This is a genomic window from Sneathiella sp., assembly GCF_029233945.1.
Lineage (GTDB): Bacteria > Pseudomonadota > Alphaproteobacteria > Sneathiellales > Sneathiellaceae > Sneathiella.
This window is the reverse complement of the sequence record NZ_JARGOQ010000034.1, coordinates 26,955-42,187: the sequence shown is the minus strand read 5'-3', so window position 1 is coordinate 42,187 and position 15,233 is coordinate 26,955. Positions and strand designations below refer to the sequence as shown.

Sequence of the window (15,233 nt, the reverse complement as noted above, 5' to 3'; positions counted from 1 at the left end):
TGATACGCCGTCAACTTTATCATTCAAAATATTAGAAACCGCGACGAAATAACAATAGAATGATGACTTGGCGGAAGTCGTTCCAATAGCAAGTTTTTGTTCTGCCATTGCTGATGTCGAAAGCAGCATCGCCGTCGCAGCCGCAATTACTCCTAATTTGCCAAATTTTCCCAAAATAACCTCCATTCGTTACAAATTTTATCAACCCTCATGGATTGAAAGTGAATTTTTCATGTTTGATGGAAGCAGGCAAACATTTAGATTCAAAAAGGAATTTATTTTCATTTTTCATACATGCTTATCTAGTAAATTGACTTGCATGAATGCCGTGGCCTCTCCCATTCATTAGGAAATTATATTAATATTTAAATGTTATGATAAATACATTTTTTATTTATCTTAATTTAAAATATTAATTAATTGATATTCAAAATATGTGTTTGATAATGACTAACCATCATATTTTTCAATATACTAAACATATTTTGATCGATTATTGATCATCTTGAAAAAGGATGGAAAAATCGTTGGAAGAAAAGCGGGAATTTTCTCTCATTAAAAAAAATTCCCGTAAAAGTATAATTAAATAAAATTATCCATTAATTTTTTTTGAGATTTCTTGCAACTCAGCAAGCGCTTGGATTGCCAACTTAAGCGCGTTTTCCTCTATGCTTGTATCAATTGTGAACTCGTCTTCCTCAGGATTTTCCTTAGCATAAGCGTTAGCTTCGTCGAGCTCTTCTTTCAGACCGACAATCCTGTCCTTGACGATTTCGATCACATTGTTGAGAACCGGACTTTTCTTTTTCGCCCCAGTAGGTGCGGGATCCAAAATTGCGGCAATGCCATAAGTTCTATGAATATTTAGAAGAACAAACGCTGCCGTCTGCCACAAGTTTCTGTAACGGCGTTTGAAATCAACAGTGCTCATCTCAAGCCAGTCATAAAGTTTCTTAGCAGCTTCATCACCAGTTTTTGACTCCGTAATATCCCAAACCTTTTTGTAAACCTGCATCGTAACAAAGCCGTTTTTTGCCATTTCGAGCAGGTTTCTCGCTGTACTTTCATTATAGATGCCAAAATCCATATCAATTTTTGCATCTGGTTTTGACCTCGCCCGCAATTCCAGATACAGCAAATTCTGCAACATTGCTTCGCGCATCTGTTGGGACAGGTCATACTGCCTGAGCAACTTTAGATACGGGAAAAACTCTTCCGGATTTTTACCCGCGATGTCAGCACCAAAAAGCGCCAGTGTCGGACAGGCACGATCTTGCCCGCGCGCAGCGTCATGCGCAAAATAAGCCCCGTATCGCAGCGCCTCATCAAGATGCGCCCCGGTCACCCAGTAGAGAAGTTTAGCCAATTGCTTCGCTTTGGGTACTTTCATAACATTGATACCAACCGGCACGCCTTCACTCAGATACACCGTACGTTTACCAGATTCCCCACCATACAGATTGAAATCCGAAAAAGAAGTCTTCTTCGTAGGATCTTCGATCGCCTCATAAGGTACTGTAGTCGCAACTTTCGAAAAATTTTCCGAGTTTATCACCGGTTGCTTCTCTCTCAGTTCCTTGATCGTCAGCGGCAAATCTTTTCCGAGTACCTTATAAAGATTCATTGTTTGGAAAACAGCCGGATCGACAACCTGTTTATGCTCATTAATCACCAGTTGCCCGCCGACATAGGAATTTCCCGGTCGTCCCACCTCGACACCAATACGCCCCCAGCCGCCGTTAACCAACTTATATTTCAAGATAATTGAAGAATGCACCGAAATAAATTGAATCGATGCCACAGAAAGGTCCGTTATTTTTCCGCTGTTTTTGTCTTTCTTGAATGTTGTCTTAAAATTATTTGAACAGCCGGGTATAATGCTATCGAGATAACGATTTATCAACGCCGTCGTTTTTTCTTCATCCTGAATATCGTCGATAGTCAGCTTTTTCCCGGTCTGCTCTTCAAGGATACTGTTTAGCATTTCGAATGTAATCGGCGCCGCACGACCCGCATAGAATTGCAGAACATATGCCAGCTCCCCGGGCTCATCTGCAATTTGATCTTCGATGGATTCCACAAATTTCAGATTTCGTTCCCGCTCGCTTTCCAAAGACGCAGAGACGACATTTGCTATCAGTCCGCCGATACGTGCCGTCGGTTTAGCATACTGCCAAGGCAGTTTCAGTTGGCTGTCCGTCGTGATCGGCTTGCCGGCACTGTCCCATCCCGTGACAATTTTTGTTTTTGCAATGATGTCTTCTTCCGCTGTTTCAGGCGTTTTCATTTTATGCGGATCATCGATATTCTCATATTCAGTCTTGCCGCTGAAGAACTCCAGCATATCTATAGTTAAACTATCCAGGCTTCTCGGAATTCCCAGACGGTCTAGAGTATCTTGGTATTTTTTGTCAAAATCTTCATCACTTAAATAACAACCAAGAGGATCCTCGCTTTTGGCGTCATATTTCGTCATGTTCGCATCCGGATAGCTCGTATATTGATAGCCTCTCGAACTGATGCGGAAAGTAGGATTGGCCAACGATGTGGTCGCCGACAATAAATGACGTGCATATTGCCAACCTTTAACTGGAATCCCTTTTAATACAGAGGACATAATTAATTCTCCTTTTGTTTATTTATCCGAAAAATAAGAATTATTTCTTAATTTCCCTATTAAGACGAAATAAAAATATAAATAGTGAAAAATATATTTTAATATATGAGTAAAATTTTTTAATATTATAAATTGAAATCCTATTTTATACTTAAATATTATTTATTTTGATTACAAAATCACTTTTCTGGCAACCAGATCTTGCTGCATAAAAATAAGAAACAGCCAATAGAAATTTTTGAGATCTATATACTTAACTAGCCGCTTCTTTTTGGCTGGTATAATGCCATAAACAAGGGAAGCGGATATGCCGCAGCCTGAAACTATTAGCCTTTACGAATTCTTTCAGCGGTTTCCGAACTAAGAAGCTGCCCGTTTGTACTTTGCGGGTAAGCGTTGGGGCGATACTCCTTACTGCGGACATTGCGGCTCCCTAAGTTCTGCAGAGTGCAAAGTCCACAAGCCAATGGCCTATCGGTGCAAGGATTACCGGAAGTATTTCAGCGCCATACAGGCACGGTACTGGCTGAGAGCCGCCTTCCCCTCCAAAAATGGCTTATGGCCATCTACATGCTCACTACGGCCCGTAAAGGCATCCCTTCCACTCAAATGGCTCGCCAGCTTGGCGTCTCAGAAAACGGCTTGGTTTCTGTCGCAACGCATCCGTGAAACGTGGCTGAGTAACAAGAACGATAGCAATATGAGCGATCATGTTCAGGTTGATGAAACATTCATTGGCGGTAAAGAGAAGAACAAACACGCCAAGAAGAAACTGCACAAAGAGCGCGGTTCAGTCGGCAAGACAGCCGTTGTCGGTATGCGAGACGAAACCGGCAATGTAACGGCCAAGCCCATAGACGACGTTTCCGGTCTAACCCTGCACGGCTTTATTACCGATAACGCAGCCAAGGGATCAACGGTAGTGACGGACAATTTCCGTTCTTATCGTGGGCTGACAGGATACACTCATCTGACAGCAAACCATAGCGTCGGCGAATACGTCCGCGAACAGGCTCACATCAACAATATCGAGAGCTTTTGGGCGCAAATTCACGCGGTTTCGCGGACCAGGACTTCCTTGACCTTGGAGGCGATTTCTTTCAGCGAGAAGGGTTTGGGGAGGAAGTCTATTTTACTGACATCAAAATCGAGATCTTTGCGGAACGCGTCCTCCGCATAACCGGAAATGAAGATAACTTTAAGGTCTGGCGTCTCGCTGAGAATTTTCTTCACCAAGGTCGGCCCATCCATTACCGGCATGACCACATCGGTAATGAGCAGGTCGATCGCGCCATCATGTTCATGGGCAACGTCAAGCGCCGTCTCTCCGCAGTCGGCCTGCAGAACCGTGTAGCCCTTGTTCTCAAGCGCCCGCGCCGCGAACAGGCGAACCGGATCCTCATCTTCCACCAGCAGGATCGTTCCCTTGCCCGTCAAGTCCCGATGCGCCGGCGACGGCGTTAATTCCGTCGCATCGGCACGCCTGGCTTCCTCCACATATCGCGGCAGGAAGATGCTGAAAATGGTACCGGTCTCTTCATTATTCTCAGCAAAAATAAAGCCGCCCGTCTGTTTGATAATGCCGTAAACTGTGCTGAGACCGAGGCCCGTACCCTCCCCGACTTTCTTCGTTGTGAAGAAGGGGTCGAAAATTTTCTCTATCACATGGTCAGGAATTCCGGTTCCCGTGTCCAATACCTTGACTAGAATATAGTCACCGGGCGGGATCAGTTCGTTAAAACCTTTTTGCCCCGGCGCAATCGTCAGGTTTTCAGTCTCAAACGACAGCAGCCCATCGCCCGACATCGCATCGCGGGCATTGACGGCAAGATTGATGACCACCTGTTCAAACTGTCCCCTGTCCACCTTGACCAGCCAAAGATCTCGGGCATGATTGATCTTGAGCTGGATCGCCTCGCCGATCAGACGCCGGAGCAGGTTGGAAAGTTCCGCCAGAACATCGGTGATGTCCGTGACCTCAGGCCGCAATGTCTGCTGACGGGAGAAAGCCAGAAGCTGCCGGACGAGGCCGGCTGCACGATTGGCATTCTGCTTGATCTGATTAATGTCGGAATAGGACGGATCGCCAACCTGATGGCGCAGCAAGAGAAGATCGCAGAAGCCGATCATCGCGGTCAGCAGGTTGTTGAAGTCATGGGCGATGCCGCCCGCGAGTTGACCGACGGCCTGCATTTTCTGGCTTTGGGCAAATTGCACCTCAAGATTTCTCTGCACGGAAGTGTCGATCACATGAACGAGGAGCCGCCCGGCGGAGGGATCATCGCCGATGATTGCACTGATGTAAAAGCTGGCCGCACGCTCTGTTGCACCGAGGAGTTTTACCTCCACCGATGGCGCGGCCATATTGCTCGCCCCCGCTTCGATCAGCTTTTTCTGGAGTGTCTCGCGATCCGTTTCTTCCACCAGTTCAATGACATGGCTGCCGATTGCCTTGCTGATCACAGTGCCGGTCAACGCGCGAAACGCCGGATTTGCCTCCATCACGACACCCTTCGCATCAAGCAACAGGATACCGATCGGCGCAGCCTCAAAAAAGCGACGGAAATGCAGCTCGGCATTAGCCACCCGTTCCCGCCATTCCTGTTCCTGCAGCAACTCCCGCACAACAGAGCGGGAACCCAGCAGTTCGCCATTTTCATCGCGAATGACTGTTTGGGTGACATGTACCGGCAATACCGTCCCATCCCGGCCACGCAAGGTAAGCTTGCCTTCATAAAGCGGCCCGTCAGCGGAAACAATCTCCATCAGGTCGAGCTGATCCTCATTCGATTTGACCACAAGATCCGAGAAGGCGAATTGCCCGTCACTCAGCTCTTCTTGCTGATATCCCAGCCAGTCAGCGAGTATCCGGTTCACAAACTGGATATTGCCATCCCCGCCCAGGGAGTAAAAGCCCACCGGCGCATTGTTAAAATATTCGGAGAGTTTTTCACGCGCGACACGCTCTTCTTCCTCCAGCCGATGCTGCCGTGTCGTTTCCGTTACATACCAGATGATATTGTCAGGCATAACGTCTATGGCATGGGCAAGGATGGAGAGCCAGCGCCCGCTTTTAGCCTTAATATCAATGCGTTCGCCTGTGGTGCCATCATAGATAGCCGCCTTTAGCAGCCTATCGATCTCCGCCCGCACGTCCGCATCGTCCGCAAAATAATCACTAAGCGTTTGACCAATATCCTTCGCCGGAAGCTCCAAAAGAGTGCAATAGGCCTCATTGGCATAAACGAACCGCCCATCCTTCGTGGTAAGCAACCGCCCTTCCGGGCTGGCGGAAACCACGTCGGACAGGAGATCAAGATTGCCACTTGCCGCCTGGCGCAACCCGTGAAAGATCAGATACCAGAGGCCGAGGCCCATGGCCCCAACAACCATAACGCTAAGAATGGCGATATTGATAAAATCCAACTCCTGCCCCAACAGGGCGGAAATGACGATCAGAGCGGCAATCAGAAAAAAGGCAGCCGCCAGCTGACGGGCGTCAACACCCATGAAAAACTTCGGATTTCGCCGTTTGTTTCGCCTCTGCGCCATCTGGACCTGCTAGTTCTTCTGCTTCTGTTTATTGAGCCGCATGACATAGCCGATAATTTCAGCCACCGCCTTGAAATGCTCATAGGGGATTTCATCGTCAAGATCACAGGCCTTGTGGAGCGCCCGCGCAAGAGGCGGATTTTCAACAATCGGAATGGCGTTTTCGTTGGCAATCTCACGGATCTTGGCGGCGATATTATCCATCCCCTTGGCGACAACCACCGGCGCGCGTTCCTCCTCCGGCTTATATTGCAGGGCAACTGCGAAATGGGTCGGGTTGGTGATCACGACATCTGCCTCCGGCACCGATTGCATCATCCTCTGACGGGAGCGCTCCGCCCGCAAGGCCCGAAGGCGCGCGCGGATCATGGGATCGCCCTCCGTCTGCTTGAACTCGTCCTTGATCTCCTGCTTGGACATGCGGAGCTCTTTAATGTGATTATAACGCTGATACATAAAGTCGAGCCCGGCAATGATGCTCATCACTGCCACCACACCCGCCAGTAACAGAAGCGCCTGATCCTGGATCAGTTCAAGGACCTGCGGCACGTCATAGGAAACAACCACCGGGAGCTGGTCCATCGACGGCAGGACGAACAGGACCGCGATTGACCCGACAAGGGTCAGCTTGAACAGCCCTTTTATGAATTCGACGATTGATTTCAGGGAAAAAAGCCGTTTGAAGCCTTTTAGAAGAGAGAGTTTCTCCAGCTTCGGTATAATTCGCTCCGCCGAGAAGACCGGCCTGTGCTGCACCAGATTTCCAAGCAGCCCAGCGATCATCAGGGTCCCGAGCGCAGGCGCAACAACCCAAATAACAGCCCAGCCAAGATCGCCGAAGACCTGACCCAGATGGAAGCGGTCCGTCGCGATGGCGTGGGGTTGCTCGATAAATTTAAGAAGGTCATAGGTCAGGCCGTTGCCAAGCCCGGCAATGAAGATCATGACAACCAGCGTAATTCCAATGGTCATGAACCAGTGGCTTACCTCCTGCGATTTCGGCACCTGCCCTTTCTTGAAGGCGTCTTCAAGTTTCTTCGCGGTCGGTTCTTCGGTTTTTTGGGCATCATCTGTATCGTCAGCCACCTGCCCCTACTCCCCAAGAAAGCGGATCAGCGCTTCCTCGTAATAACTGATAAACCACATCATACTGGCGCCAATTGTAATCGCCAGAATGGCAAAGGAAAGGATAATCTGCAGCGGCATGGCGACAAAGAAGATCTGCACCTGAGGCATCAGGCGGTTAATCAGGCCGATCCCCATGTAAAAGGTAATCCCGAAAACGAGGAAGGGCGCGGACATCTGAAACCCCAGCAGGAAGGACTGCTGCACGAAATCCGTTATCAACATGCTGATACTGCCAAAATCCGGGACTGCCCCGACCGGGAAAAGGCGATAGGTAGCGAACGTTCCCTCGATAAAGAGATGATGCATGTCGGTGACAAAAATCATCGTCAGCCCCATCAATGTCATGAAGGTACTGGTGATCGCACCCTGGGACATTTGCGCCGGATCGAAGAATTGCGCCGCGGCAAGGCCCGACTGCTGCGCGATAATCGTTCCCGCCACATGCAGGCTGCTAAGCAGCAGCCGGAGTACGCCGCCCATGACGAGCCCGATTACCATCTCCCCCACGATCAACAGGAGAAGCCCAACAGGTGTCGAGGGCTCCGGCGGGATCTGACCGGCCGCAACGGGCATGACGATAAAACTTACGGCAAGCGCAATGGCGAGCCGTACACGCGGCAGAATAAAGGCCTCCCCAAATCCGGGGACCACCATGAAGGCGGCACCGAGGCGGATGAACACCACGAGAAAGGCAAAGATATTAACGTTGAGAAACTCGTCCAGCATCTAGCGGCCACCGGCAGTCATACGCCCGAGATACGTTGGGCGATCTGTTCCATCAGCCCGATCATCGAGGAAATCATGAACGGCATGAAAATAATCAGGGAGAGAAAGATCGCCAGGATTTTAGGAACGAACACCAGCGTCATTTCCTGCACCTGTGTCAGGGCCTGGATGAGAGCGATCACAAGACCAACTCCCAGCGCGACTAACATGACCGGCGCGGAGACAGCGAGCAGGACCCAAATCGCCTCACGTACTACGTCAACGACATCGGCTGGGGTCATGTTGCATCAATCCTTATGCTGTAAAATACTATTACAGCCTAGATTGGCATTTTTATGATGTCTTGATAAGCCTGAATTACACGATCACGCACCGCAACCACGGTTTCAAGGGTTGCCTCGGCGTTACTGACAGCCGTTACAATATCCGCAAGGCCGGTATTGCCGGTGATGGCTTCCATGCTGACCTGCTCCGCATTGACGCCGGTTTCAATGGCATTTGCTCCGGCATCAGACAACATTTCCGCGAAGCTTGGTCCTTCAATCGCAGCCTCGGAGGCGGCTTCCGGCTTGGCGCCCAGAGAATTGTTAATTGCTTTTGAATAGGCCTGTGTTGCCGCTAAGGCACTTGTATCAGCCATTTTCTACCCTCCACTCGTTCCTATTGTTTTAGGATGTCCAGCGTCCGCATGATCATCTTTTTTGATGCCTCGATAACACCCAGATTGGCCTGATAGGACCGTTGGGTTTCCTTCATATCCATGATTTCGACCAGGGAATTGACGTTCGGCATCTTCACATAGCCATCCGCATTCGCGGCGGGATGGCTTGGATTGAACTTGAGGTCAAAATCCGTCTTGTCTTCACCAATACGGCCAACCTTGACCTTGGTCACATTTTCCTCGCGATCGAGAACATTGCGAAAAGAAATAGTTTTCCGCCGATAGGGATCTTCGTCAGGCGTCTTGCCCATACTGTCCTTATTTGCCAGGTTTTCAGAAATAACCCGCATCCGCTTGCCCTGGGCGTCCATGCCAGAGGCCGAGATAGACATAGTTTTCAAAAGATCCATGTTACCGGTTTCCTTTTCTAATCCGATTAACGGCGACCAAGGGCTGTTTTTAACATCCCCAGATTTTTCTTATACAGCGAGGTGGTCAGCTCATACTGTATTTGCGTTTCCGCAACTTTCATCATCTCTTCTTCCAGAAGCACGGCGTTTCCGGTGGGCGTCATTTCGCTTATATCCCGGTTTACCTGTGTCTCATAACTTGTTATTTCATCAACAAAAATATGCTTTTTATTTGTCCTGCTGATCAGAACGCTCTTGTCTTCGGGCGCATCAATCATTTCGCGAAATTCCAACGGCTTGAGATCACGCGCGCGGTAGTTCGGCGTGTCGGAATTGGCAATATTCTGCGCCAGCACCTTTTGCCGGGCTGTCAGCCATTTCATTTTCTCCGTCAGCGCGGCGAAAAGAGGAATTTTTTCCAAATTCATATCAGGATCGCTTCTGTTCGCGGTTTTTCCTGACCTTACATTAGGCGAGAAACCTTAACAGACTGTGAATTTGCGGAATTTGAGGACGGGAGGCACAAAAAAACGCCCCGAAAAATCGGGACGTTTCTGTTCTTCTGAGCTTAGCCGCGATTTCAGGCGGCTTCCCAGGCTTCCGGCTCATAATTCCGGATGCGATCGGCAAATTTCTCGATCAGGGCATCATCCGCGAGCTTACTGGTGACCAGCATATCGTCTACATGCGTCTCGGCCTCGACAACCGTTACGCTTTTTTCCTGCAGGGCGTCATTGATTTCCTCCGTGGAGACCACGCTGCGTCCGTCCAGCAATTCAGCCACGGCAAGAATTTTCGGTGCATCCTCGATGAGGGCGACCGGCTTGTTGTCTTCCATAAAGCCGCGCATGAAGCGGGCCGTTTGCGGATCCGAAATAAGCCGACTGACATGGCGCGAGCCGCCCGGAATAATAACGGCGTCGAAATGATGGGACATAGAGGTTGCAAGATGCGCATTCGCCGGGAAGAAATGTCCCCAGCCATTGCCGTGCCAGCTATTGACGACGCCTTTTTCCGGCGAGACGATTTTTACATCCGCCCCGGTCAGGACGAGAGCTTTATGCAGGCTCGTCATATGGGATTCTTCAAAACCGTTGGCAACAAGAATGGCAACGGACTTGCCATTTAACGCATTTTCCAAGTCACTCATATAATCCATACCCCTTTGGTCTGTGGCATCCACCGCGCGTTTCAAATTACTGAACGGCGGGAGCATTCAATCTTACATGGCAATTCTTTAGCGGAACGGCCAATCGTGTCACAATGACATTTGTTCAATTTCTGTTGTGCAAATCGGAGCCATCGCTCCTGTCAGTATTGCTGCACAGTGCCGTAAACAATTAATAAAGGCTATGTCGCCATTGCCCGGCGAGGCGGAACATAGTCGTTCCCAATCCGAGTTGCAAGAAAGAAGTTGCCTATTCGGGTCATTTCAGCGTCCCGGTTAAGTAAAATTTAAGTACAAATATCTATCTTCAGTGACGCAGGTCACTTTCGGCCGGAGATATAGATGTCACAAAATGAAAAAGACGTCCCGCAAAGCGCCGATGACGCCATCGCTGTTGCCTTGAATTATGACGAGTCTCCGGCATCCCTGGCTCGGGTGACCGCAAGTGGCAAAGGCGAAGTTGCTGAACAAATCTTGCAATTGGCGTTCGCTCGTGGTGTAAAGGTGCGCACCGATTCTGATTTGGCTCAGATTTTATCGGAAATTGAGGTGGATTGCCCCATCCCGCTTGAGGCTTTCGCCGCCGTTTCGGAAATTCTATCCTATCTGTATAAGTGCCAGGATAAATAGTCAGTTTGATTAGTAAGCCTCTAATGGAAAATTTTGCCAAGATAAACGCCGATATATCCGACGTGCTGAACGACATTACGGAGTATCTGGAACAAACACGGCGCGGGATCATGATCGACATGGGCCCGCTACCCGAAAAAATTGTCCGGCTTCAGGGGCGGGTTCAGAGCGCGCCGAAAAATGAGCGCCAAGAACTGTCGCATTTTATGGGACAGGTCATGCAGTCCCTCAACACCCTGTCCGACGAAATCCAGCAACGATTTGATTCATTAAGCCGCGATATCAACACGCTCGAAAACACCGCCCATAAAGAATAGTTTTCAAAAACCCTTTGGCCCGCTACTGTATGTCCGAAACGCGTAAAAATGATCAGACGGATATTTTAATGGCAGGCAAATGGAACCCGTTCAATACCTGAAATATATTGTCGGCCTGCTGATTGTTCTGGGTCTTATTGCGCTCATCACTCTGCTCGCGCGGCGGCTTGGCATGGTGCCGAGAGCCGCGAGGGATCCGTCCGCCCCAAAACGTCTTTCCGTAACCGATGTCATGTCCATCGACGCCAAGCGGCGCCTTGTCCTTGTCAAACGCGATGATCGGGAACATCTCCTGCTGCTCGGCCCGGAACGGGATGTCGTTGTCGAGCGGAATATTTCCGTCAATGAAAACGCCGAACAGGGCGATGTGAAGAACGCATGATAAAATATCGAAGTCTGGGCCGTCTTTGCGCCTCCAAGCTATCCAATGGAAACCTCGCCGCCCTGGCTGTCGCCGTGATTGTCATGGCCCTGCCGCTCGACGTTCTGGCGCAGTCCGTCTCCCTCGATCTTGGGGAGGATGCGGGACCGCTGACCGGCCGCATTGTTCAGCTTGTTGTCCTGATGACGGTGCTCAGCCTGGCGCCCGCCATCCTGATCGTCACCACCTCCTTCACCCGCCTGATCGTGGTCCTCTCGCTCCTTCGAAGTGCACTCGGCGTGCAGGCGACCCCACCGAATGTGGTGATTATCTCGCTCGCGCTATTTCTCACGGCCTTTATCATGGCCCCAACGTTCGAGGCCGCCTATGAAAACGGCATTGTCCCGCTGATCGATGAGGAGATCAACGAGACCGAGGCGTTTAATCGCACGGTTATCCCGTTCAAAACCTTCATGCTTCAGCATGCGCGGGAGAAGGATATCCTTCTCTTTATGGATTTAAGCGCGACCCCCGCCACCGAAACGCCGGAGGAAGTGCCGCTTAAAGTTCTGGTGCCGGCCTTTATGATCAGCGAACTCAAGCGCGCATTCGAGATCGGGTTCCTGCTGTTCGTGCCCTTTATCGTGATCGATATGGTGGTGGCCTCCATCCTCATGTCGATGGGTATGATGATGCTGCCACCGGTGATGATATCCCTGCCCTTCAAGCTGATCTTCTTTGTTCTGGTGGATGGGTGGAACCTGGTTGCAAAAAGCCTCGTTGAGAGTTTCGCCAATGGGTCGGGCTAACGGAATTTTCTCCATTTTGAGGAGAACATCTCTTCGCAAGGTGGGAGTTACCGTCGCTCTGCTTGGCTGCCTTGCCTTTCTTTACATAGTCGTCCCGCTCCTGTCCAACGAAGCGCCCGCGCGCGGGTTTTGGACTGAGACATCCCCGTCGCTCAACCTCACTCATATTTTCGATGGGGAAATCAACCGGCATGGCAAGCCGGTCGGATTTCATGTTGCCCCGAAAGAGCCGATGGGCGCAACTTCGCGCATCAAGCATATCCTGTCCGGGCCAAACCATGCCGGTGTCTATACGGCTATGGTGGAGATTTATGATTCCGACGATCGCCGCTGGAAAGAAAAATTCTCCAGCTTCTTCCCCGATGATTTTTCCCGGCAGCAGGTTGTCGATAGCATATTATTCGCCCATTCAAACAACCGCCTTCCTGAAGGATCTCGCTGGCGCGGCCCGTCGGGGCATGGCTTCCTGATCGAAGGCTATCGCTTTGGGAACGGCGATATAAACACAGCTTACCCTCTATATGCCAAGGATTAAGGCCTGACCCATGCTCGAAATTCATCTGGAGAGAGATAAGGAAACCGGCCTGATTGAATCCAGATTATCGCCTGAAAACAATCTGTTGAAAGAGTTTTTTGAAACGGAAATTCAGGATGATATGGCGCTTATAAACTATTTGCGAACAAAAACCATCGATCAGGAGGGAGAGGATTATGAAATCACCGGCAACAGCTTCACCCTGACCCTGACCCTTGATCGCTATATTATCACACCGATTTATGAAGACACGCGTCCACCGCAGGACGGGCCACGTGAAGATTTCTTCTATCTTCTCGATCGCTGGCGACAATTCCTGAAAAGGGAAGCCCGGGAAAATTAACGGTTTGTTAATAAATTTACTCCTATAACGTGTTAATTAGAAAAATAGTATTCGTATAAATATTATTTAAAATTGTATTGATTGGAGACAATCATGACGTCAATTCTAGGCTCAGCGATCAGCGGCATGGCAGCCGCAACAAAACGGGTCGAAGTATCCGCGCAAAACCTGGTCAATGCGAACAGTGTCGGTACACCCGGCGCTACGGACGAAACTCAGTCCTACAAAGCCGTTGAACCTGTTCAGACGACGGATGAAACCGGTGCGCCGACCGTCAAGGTTCGCGAAAAGGATCCGGCGACAGCACATGTCTATGCGCCGCAAAATCCGCTCGCCAATGAAGAAGGGCTTGTTGAAAGCCCGAATGTGGATATAGCGGAGGAAATTGTGAACCAGAATGTCGCGCTGCACAGCTACCGCGCAAATCTCAAAATGTTCGAGGTATGGAGTGAGCTTCAGAAAGTCACCATTGACTTAAAAAGCTGATCAGCCGGACCTCTATATATATCTAGCCTAAATCTTCAATCGATTTGACGGTGAACCGGGGCTCAAACAGCCCCGCGACACTGCAGGCGCCAGCTATCTTCGCAAGCTCTATCGGAACCAAACTCGCCTTTGGTTCATCCGGCTTACGATAGGAAACCGGCCGCCCTGCCTCAATCGCGACATCGATATGCCGGGGATCGAGCGCCAACCCCTCCCCCGTGACTTTCATACGAGCCTCCTTCGCGGTCCAGAGCCAGAAAAACAGCTCCCGCCGGGACGCGGCTTCCGTCAGGGCCGCAAGCGCGCCCTGCTCCGCTTTTGTATAATAATGCCGGCTGAGATCGTCGATTTCCACTTTGCGATCAAACATCTCCACATCGATACCTATTTCGCCGCTTTGCGTAACGGCATAAACGGCGGTATCCGCTGAATGGGACATATTGAAATAGAGATCATGTGATGAAATGAAGGGCTTTCCACGCGGTCCCGTTTGCAGGGTAATTTCCGACGGCGCGACATCCATATAGGCCGCGAGGATATGCCGGACATGGCCATGCGCCCGCACATAGCGGTTGCGATGGAGGTCGAAGCGGAACCGCTCCGCCCGCGCCTGCTCCGACGGCGTCAAGGCCTGCCAGCAATTGGTATAATCGAGCGGGCCGCCATCGCCGATATCGACGTGATAGATATGAGTATTTTCCTGCCCGAATGTAATCATGAAACCTGAAGCTCACTGAAAATAACCGAAATTTACCGGCACCCGCATGATAGCGAGAAGAAAACTATTGCGACAGGGCCAAATTCACGGCCCAGATTTTACGCCAATATGAAATCTTCAGTTGATCGCGATCAATGCCACCTCCCGCCTACTGCGTATAGTAATGATTACCTCAAAATAGATCAGGGAGGTTTCATGTCACAGGTCATAGCAAAGCTCCAGGAGGATCATCGGAGAATGACCGTACTACTGGAAGTATTGGAACGGGAAACGGTCGCTTTTTCGAAAGGTGAGAACCTGAATTTTTTCATGGTTGAGACGATCCTCGATTATATCGTGAATTTCCCCCAGAGATGCCATCATCCGATTGAGAACTTTCTCCTGAAAAGCCTGACCCGCCGAAATTACGAAGCGGGCGCCGTGGCGGCGGAAATCCTGAATGAGCATGAAGAGCTCACGAATATCATTTCCCGCTTCGCCAAAGAAGTAGAGCAGGTCAAGCTGGAGGAACCCATCCTTCGGGAAAACCTTGTCAATACGGTCCGCGAGTATAAAGAGCTTCTGCTGGAGCATATGCATAAGGAGGAGACGATTTTCTTTCCCGCAGCGGAACAATCGCTTATTCAGGCCGACTGGGATGTGATTGAGACGCGCATGCGCGACAAGGGCGATCCCGTCTTCGGGCGAGAGGCCGACCGTGAATATCGCGCGTTGCATAAAGTCATCGTTGATTGGGGCGGAAGGTAGATCAACACCAACCCGCTTTCCCACT

18 protein-coding genes and 1 pseudogene are annotated in these 15,233 nt (G+C 50.1%); 9 read left to right on the top strand and 10 right to left on the bottom strand.

Annotated features, from left to right (window positions below; all coding sequences use genetic code 11):
• Nucleotides 1–592: 592 nt before the first annotated feature.
• Entirely contained in the window at nt 593–2,617 is a 2,025-nt protein-coding gene (locus P1U71_RS12065) for a hypothetical protein (RefSeq protein ID WP_301105857.1), read from the bottom strand.
• A gap of 307 nt (nt 2,618–2,924) precedes the next feature.
• Here P1U71_RS12065 and P1U71_RS12060 point away from each other — a divergent pair.
• Nucleotides 2,925–3,668, top strand: a pseudogene (locus P1U71_RS12060) (IS1595 family transposase); the annotation flags it as partial.
• On the opposite strand, the gene P1U71_RS12055 reads toward P1U71_RS12060, so the two are convergent.
• The 8 genes from P1U71_RS12055 to P1U71_RS12020 all read right to left on the bottom strand — a co-directional run bounded on the left by P1U71_RS12055 (nt 3,668) and on the right by P1U71_RS12020 (nt 10,244).
• Nucleotides 3,668–6,127, bottom strand: a complete 2,460-nt coding sequence (locus P1U71_RS12055) for a PAS domain-containing sensor histidine kinase (RefSeq protein ID WP_301105856.1) — start codon at nt 6,125–6,127, stop codon at nt 3,668–3,670. The pseudogene P1U71_RS12060 and the gene P1U71_RS12055 overlap by 1 nt on opposite strands.
• A gap of 51 nt (nt 6,128–6,178) precedes the next feature.
• Entirely contained in the window at nt 6,179–7,255 is a 1,077-nt protein-coding gene (gene flhB / locus P1U71_RS12050) for a flagellar biosynthesis protein FlhB (RefSeq protein ID WP_301105855.1), read from the bottom strand.
• A gap of 6 nt (nt 7,256–7,261) precedes the next feature.
• Nucleotides 7,262–8,023: a flagellar biosynthetic protein FliR gene (gene fliR, locus P1U71_RS12045; RefSeq protein WP_301105854.1), complete on the bottom strand. Its 762-nt coding sequence runs from the start codon at nt 8,021–8,023 to the stop codon at nt 7,262–7,264.
• 17 nt (nt 8,024–8,040) lie between these two features.
• A complete protein-coding gene (fliQ, locus tag P1U71_RS12040; RefSeq protein WP_301105853.1) occupies nt 8,041–8,304 on the bottom strand; it encodes a flagellar biosynthesis protein FliQ in 264 nt (87 codons plus the stop codon).
• Nucleotides 8,305–8,342: 38 nt separating this feature from the next.
• The gene (locus P1U71_RS12035; protein ID WP_301105852.1) at nt 8,343–8,663 is read right to left on the bottom strand and encodes a flagellar hook-basal body complex protein FliE; all 321 of its coding nucleotides are present in this window, start codon (nt 8,661–8,663) and stop codon (nt 8,343–8,345) included.
• 20 nt (nt 8,664–8,683) lie between these two features.
• On the bottom strand, nt 8,684–9,094 hold the full coding sequence (flgC, locus tag P1U71_RS12030; RefSeq protein WP_301105851.1) for a flagellar basal body rod protein FlgC: 411 nt from the start codon (nt 9,092–9,094) through the stop codon (nt 8,684–8,686).
• Between the two features lie 26 nt (nt 9,095–9,120).
• Entirely contained in the window at nt 9,121–9,522 is a 402-nt protein-coding gene (flgB, locus tag P1U71_RS12025; protein WP_301105850.1) for a flagellar basal body rod protein FlgB, read from the bottom strand.
• Nucleotides 9,523–9,674: 152 nt separating this feature from the next.
• Nucleotides 9,675–10,244 carry a DJ-1/PfpI family protein gene (locus tag P1U71_RS12020; protein ID WP_301105849.1) on the bottom strand — a complete coding sequence of 190 codons (570 nt, stop codon included), beginning with the start codon at nt 10,242–10,244 and terminating at the stop codon, nt 9,675–9,677.
• 360 nt (nt 10,245–10,604) lie between these two features.
• On the opposite strand from P1U71_RS12020, the gene P1U71_RS12015 reads away from it, so the two are divergent.
• The 7 genes from P1U71_RS12015 to P1U71_RS11985 all read left to right on the top strand — a co-directional run bounded on the left by P1U71_RS12015 (nt 10,605) and on the right by P1U71_RS11985 (nt 13,743).
• Nucleotides 10,605–10,892 carry an EscU/YscU/HrcU family type III secretion system export apparatus switch protein gene (locus P1U71_RS12015; RefSeq protein ID WP_301105848.1) on the top strand — a complete coding sequence of 96 codons (288 nt, stop codon included), beginning with the start codon at nt 10,605–10,607 and terminating at the stop codon, nt 10,890–10,892.
• Nucleotides 10,893–10,915: 23 nt separating this feature from the next.
• On the top strand, nt 10,916–11,209 hold the full coding sequence (locus P1U71_RS12010; protein WP_301105847.1) for a hypothetical protein: 294 nt from the start codon (nt 10,916–10,918) through the stop codon (nt 11,207–11,209).
• A 79-nt stretch (nt 11,210–11,288) separates the two neighbouring features.
• On the top strand, nt 11,289–11,591 hold the full coding sequence (locus tag P1U71_RS12005; protein WP_301105846.1) for a flagellar biosynthetic protein FliO: 303 nt from the start codon (nt 11,289–11,291) through the stop codon (nt 11,589–11,591).
• Between the two features lie 83 nt (nt 11,592–11,674).
• Nucleotides 11,675–12,379: a flagellar type III secretion system pore protein FliP gene (gene fliP / locus P1U71_RS12000; protein WP_367281186.1), complete on the top strand. Its 705-nt coding sequence runs from the start codon at nt 11,675–11,677 to the stop codon at nt 12,377–12,379.
• A 16-nt stretch (nt 12,380–12,395) separates the two neighbouring features.
• Entirely contained in the window at nt 12,396–12,914 is a 519-nt protein-coding gene (locus P1U71_RS11995; RefSeq protein ID WP_301105844.1) for an EndoU domain-containing protein, read from the top strand.
• Between the two features lie 10 nt (nt 12,915–12,924).
• On the top strand, nt 12,925–13,257 hold the full coding sequence (locus P1U71_RS11990; protein WP_301105843.1) for a hypothetical protein: 333 nt from the start codon (nt 12,925–12,927) through the stop codon (nt 13,255–13,257).
• Between the two features lie 93 nt (nt 13,258–13,350).
• The gene (locus tag P1U71_RS11985; RefSeq protein WP_301105842.1) at nt 13,351–13,743 is read left to right on the top strand and encodes a flagellar basal body rod C-terminal domain-containing protein; all 393 of its coding nucleotides are present in this window, start codon (nt 13,351–13,353) and stop codon (nt 13,741–13,743) included.
• 22 nt (nt 13,744–13,765) lie between these two features.
• Here the strand turns inward: P1U71_RS11985 and P1U71_RS11980 are convergent, their stop codons facing one another.
• Entirely contained in the window at nt 13,766–14,461 is a 696-nt protein-coding gene (locus tag P1U71_RS11980; RefSeq protein ID WP_301105841.1) for a 4'-phosphopantetheinyl transferase superfamily protein, read from the bottom strand.
• Between the two features lie 108 nt (nt 14,462–14,569).
• Between P1U71_RS11980 and P1U71_RS11975 the strand changes: the two genes are divergently transcribed.
• Nucleotides 14,570–15,208: a hemerythrin domain-containing protein gene (locus P1U71_RS11975; protein WP_367281185.1), complete on the top strand. Its 639-nt coding sequence runs from the start codon at nt 14,570–14,572 to the stop codon at nt 15,206–15,208.
• Nucleotides 15,209–15,233: the final 25 nt, after the last annotated feature.

What these genes read in the sequence shown, in the direction of transcription:
- P1U71_RS12065 (WP_301105857.1), bottom strand. Translation starts at nt 2,617, where the DNA reads ATGTCCTCTGTATTAAAAGGGATTCCAGTTAAAGGTTGGCAATATGCA.
- P1U71_RS12055 (WP_301105856.1), bottom strand. Translation starts at nt 6,127, where the DNA reads ATGGGTGTTGACGCCCGTCAGCTGGCGGCTGCCTTTTTTCTGATTGCC.
- fliR (WP_301105854.1), bottom strand. Translation starts at nt 8,023, where the DNA reads ATGCTGGACGAGTTTCTCAACGTTAATATCTTTGCCTTTCTCGTGGTG.
- fliQ (WP_301105853.1), bottom strand. Translation starts at nt 8,304, where the DNA reads ATGACCCCAGCCGATGTCGTTGACGTAGTACGTGAGGCGATTTGGGTC.
- P1U71_RS12035 (WP_301105852.1), bottom strand. Translation starts at nt 8,663, where the DNA reads ATGGCTGATACAAGTGCCTTAGCGGCAACACAGGCCTATTCAAAAGCA.
- flgC (WP_301105851.1), bottom strand. Translation starts at nt 9,094, where the DNA reads ATGGATCTTTTGAAAACTATGTCTATCTCGGCCTCTGGCATGGACGCC.
- flgB (WP_301105850.1), bottom strand. Translation starts at nt 9,522, where the DNA reads ATGAATTTGGAAAAAATTCCTCTTTTCGCCGCGCTGACGGAGAAAATG.
- P1U71_RS12020 (WP_301105849.1), bottom strand. Translation starts at nt 10,244, where the DNA reads ATGAGTGACTTGGAAAATGCGTTAAATGGCAAGTCCGTTGCCATTCTT.
- P1U71_RS12015 (WP_301105848.1), top strand. Translation starts at nt 10,605, where the DNA reads ATGTCACAAAATGAAAAAGACGTCCCGCAAAGCGCCGATGACGCCATC.
- P1U71_RS12010 (WP_301105847.1), top strand. Translation starts at nt 10,916, where the DNA reads ATGGAAAATTTTGCCAAGATAAACGCCGATATATCCGACGTGCTGAAC.
- P1U71_RS12005 (WP_301105846.1), top strand. Translation starts at nt 11,289, where the DNA reads ATGGAACCCGTTCAATACCTGAAATATATTGTCGGCCTGCTGATTGTT.
- fliP (WP_367281186.1), top strand. Translation starts at nt 11,675, where the DNA reads ATGGCCCTGCCGCTCGACGTTCTGGCGCAGTCCGTCTCCCTCGATCTT.
- P1U71_RS11990 (WP_301105843.1), top strand. Translation starts at nt 12,925, where the DNA reads ATGCTCGAAATTCATCTGGAGAGAGATAAGGAAACCGGCCTGATTGAA.
- P1U71_RS11985 (WP_301105842.1), top strand. Translation starts at nt 13,351, where the DNA reads ATGACGTCAATTCTAGGCTCAGCGATCAGCGGCATGGCAGCCGCAACA.
- P1U71_RS11980 (WP_301105841.1), bottom strand. Translation starts at nt 14,461, where the DNA reads ATGATTACATTCGGGCAGGAAAATACTCATATCTATCACGTCGATATC.
- P1U71_RS11975 (WP_367281185.1), top strand. Translation starts at nt 14,570, where the DNA reads ATGAAATCTTCAGTTGATCGCGATCAATGCCACCTCCCGCCTACTGCG.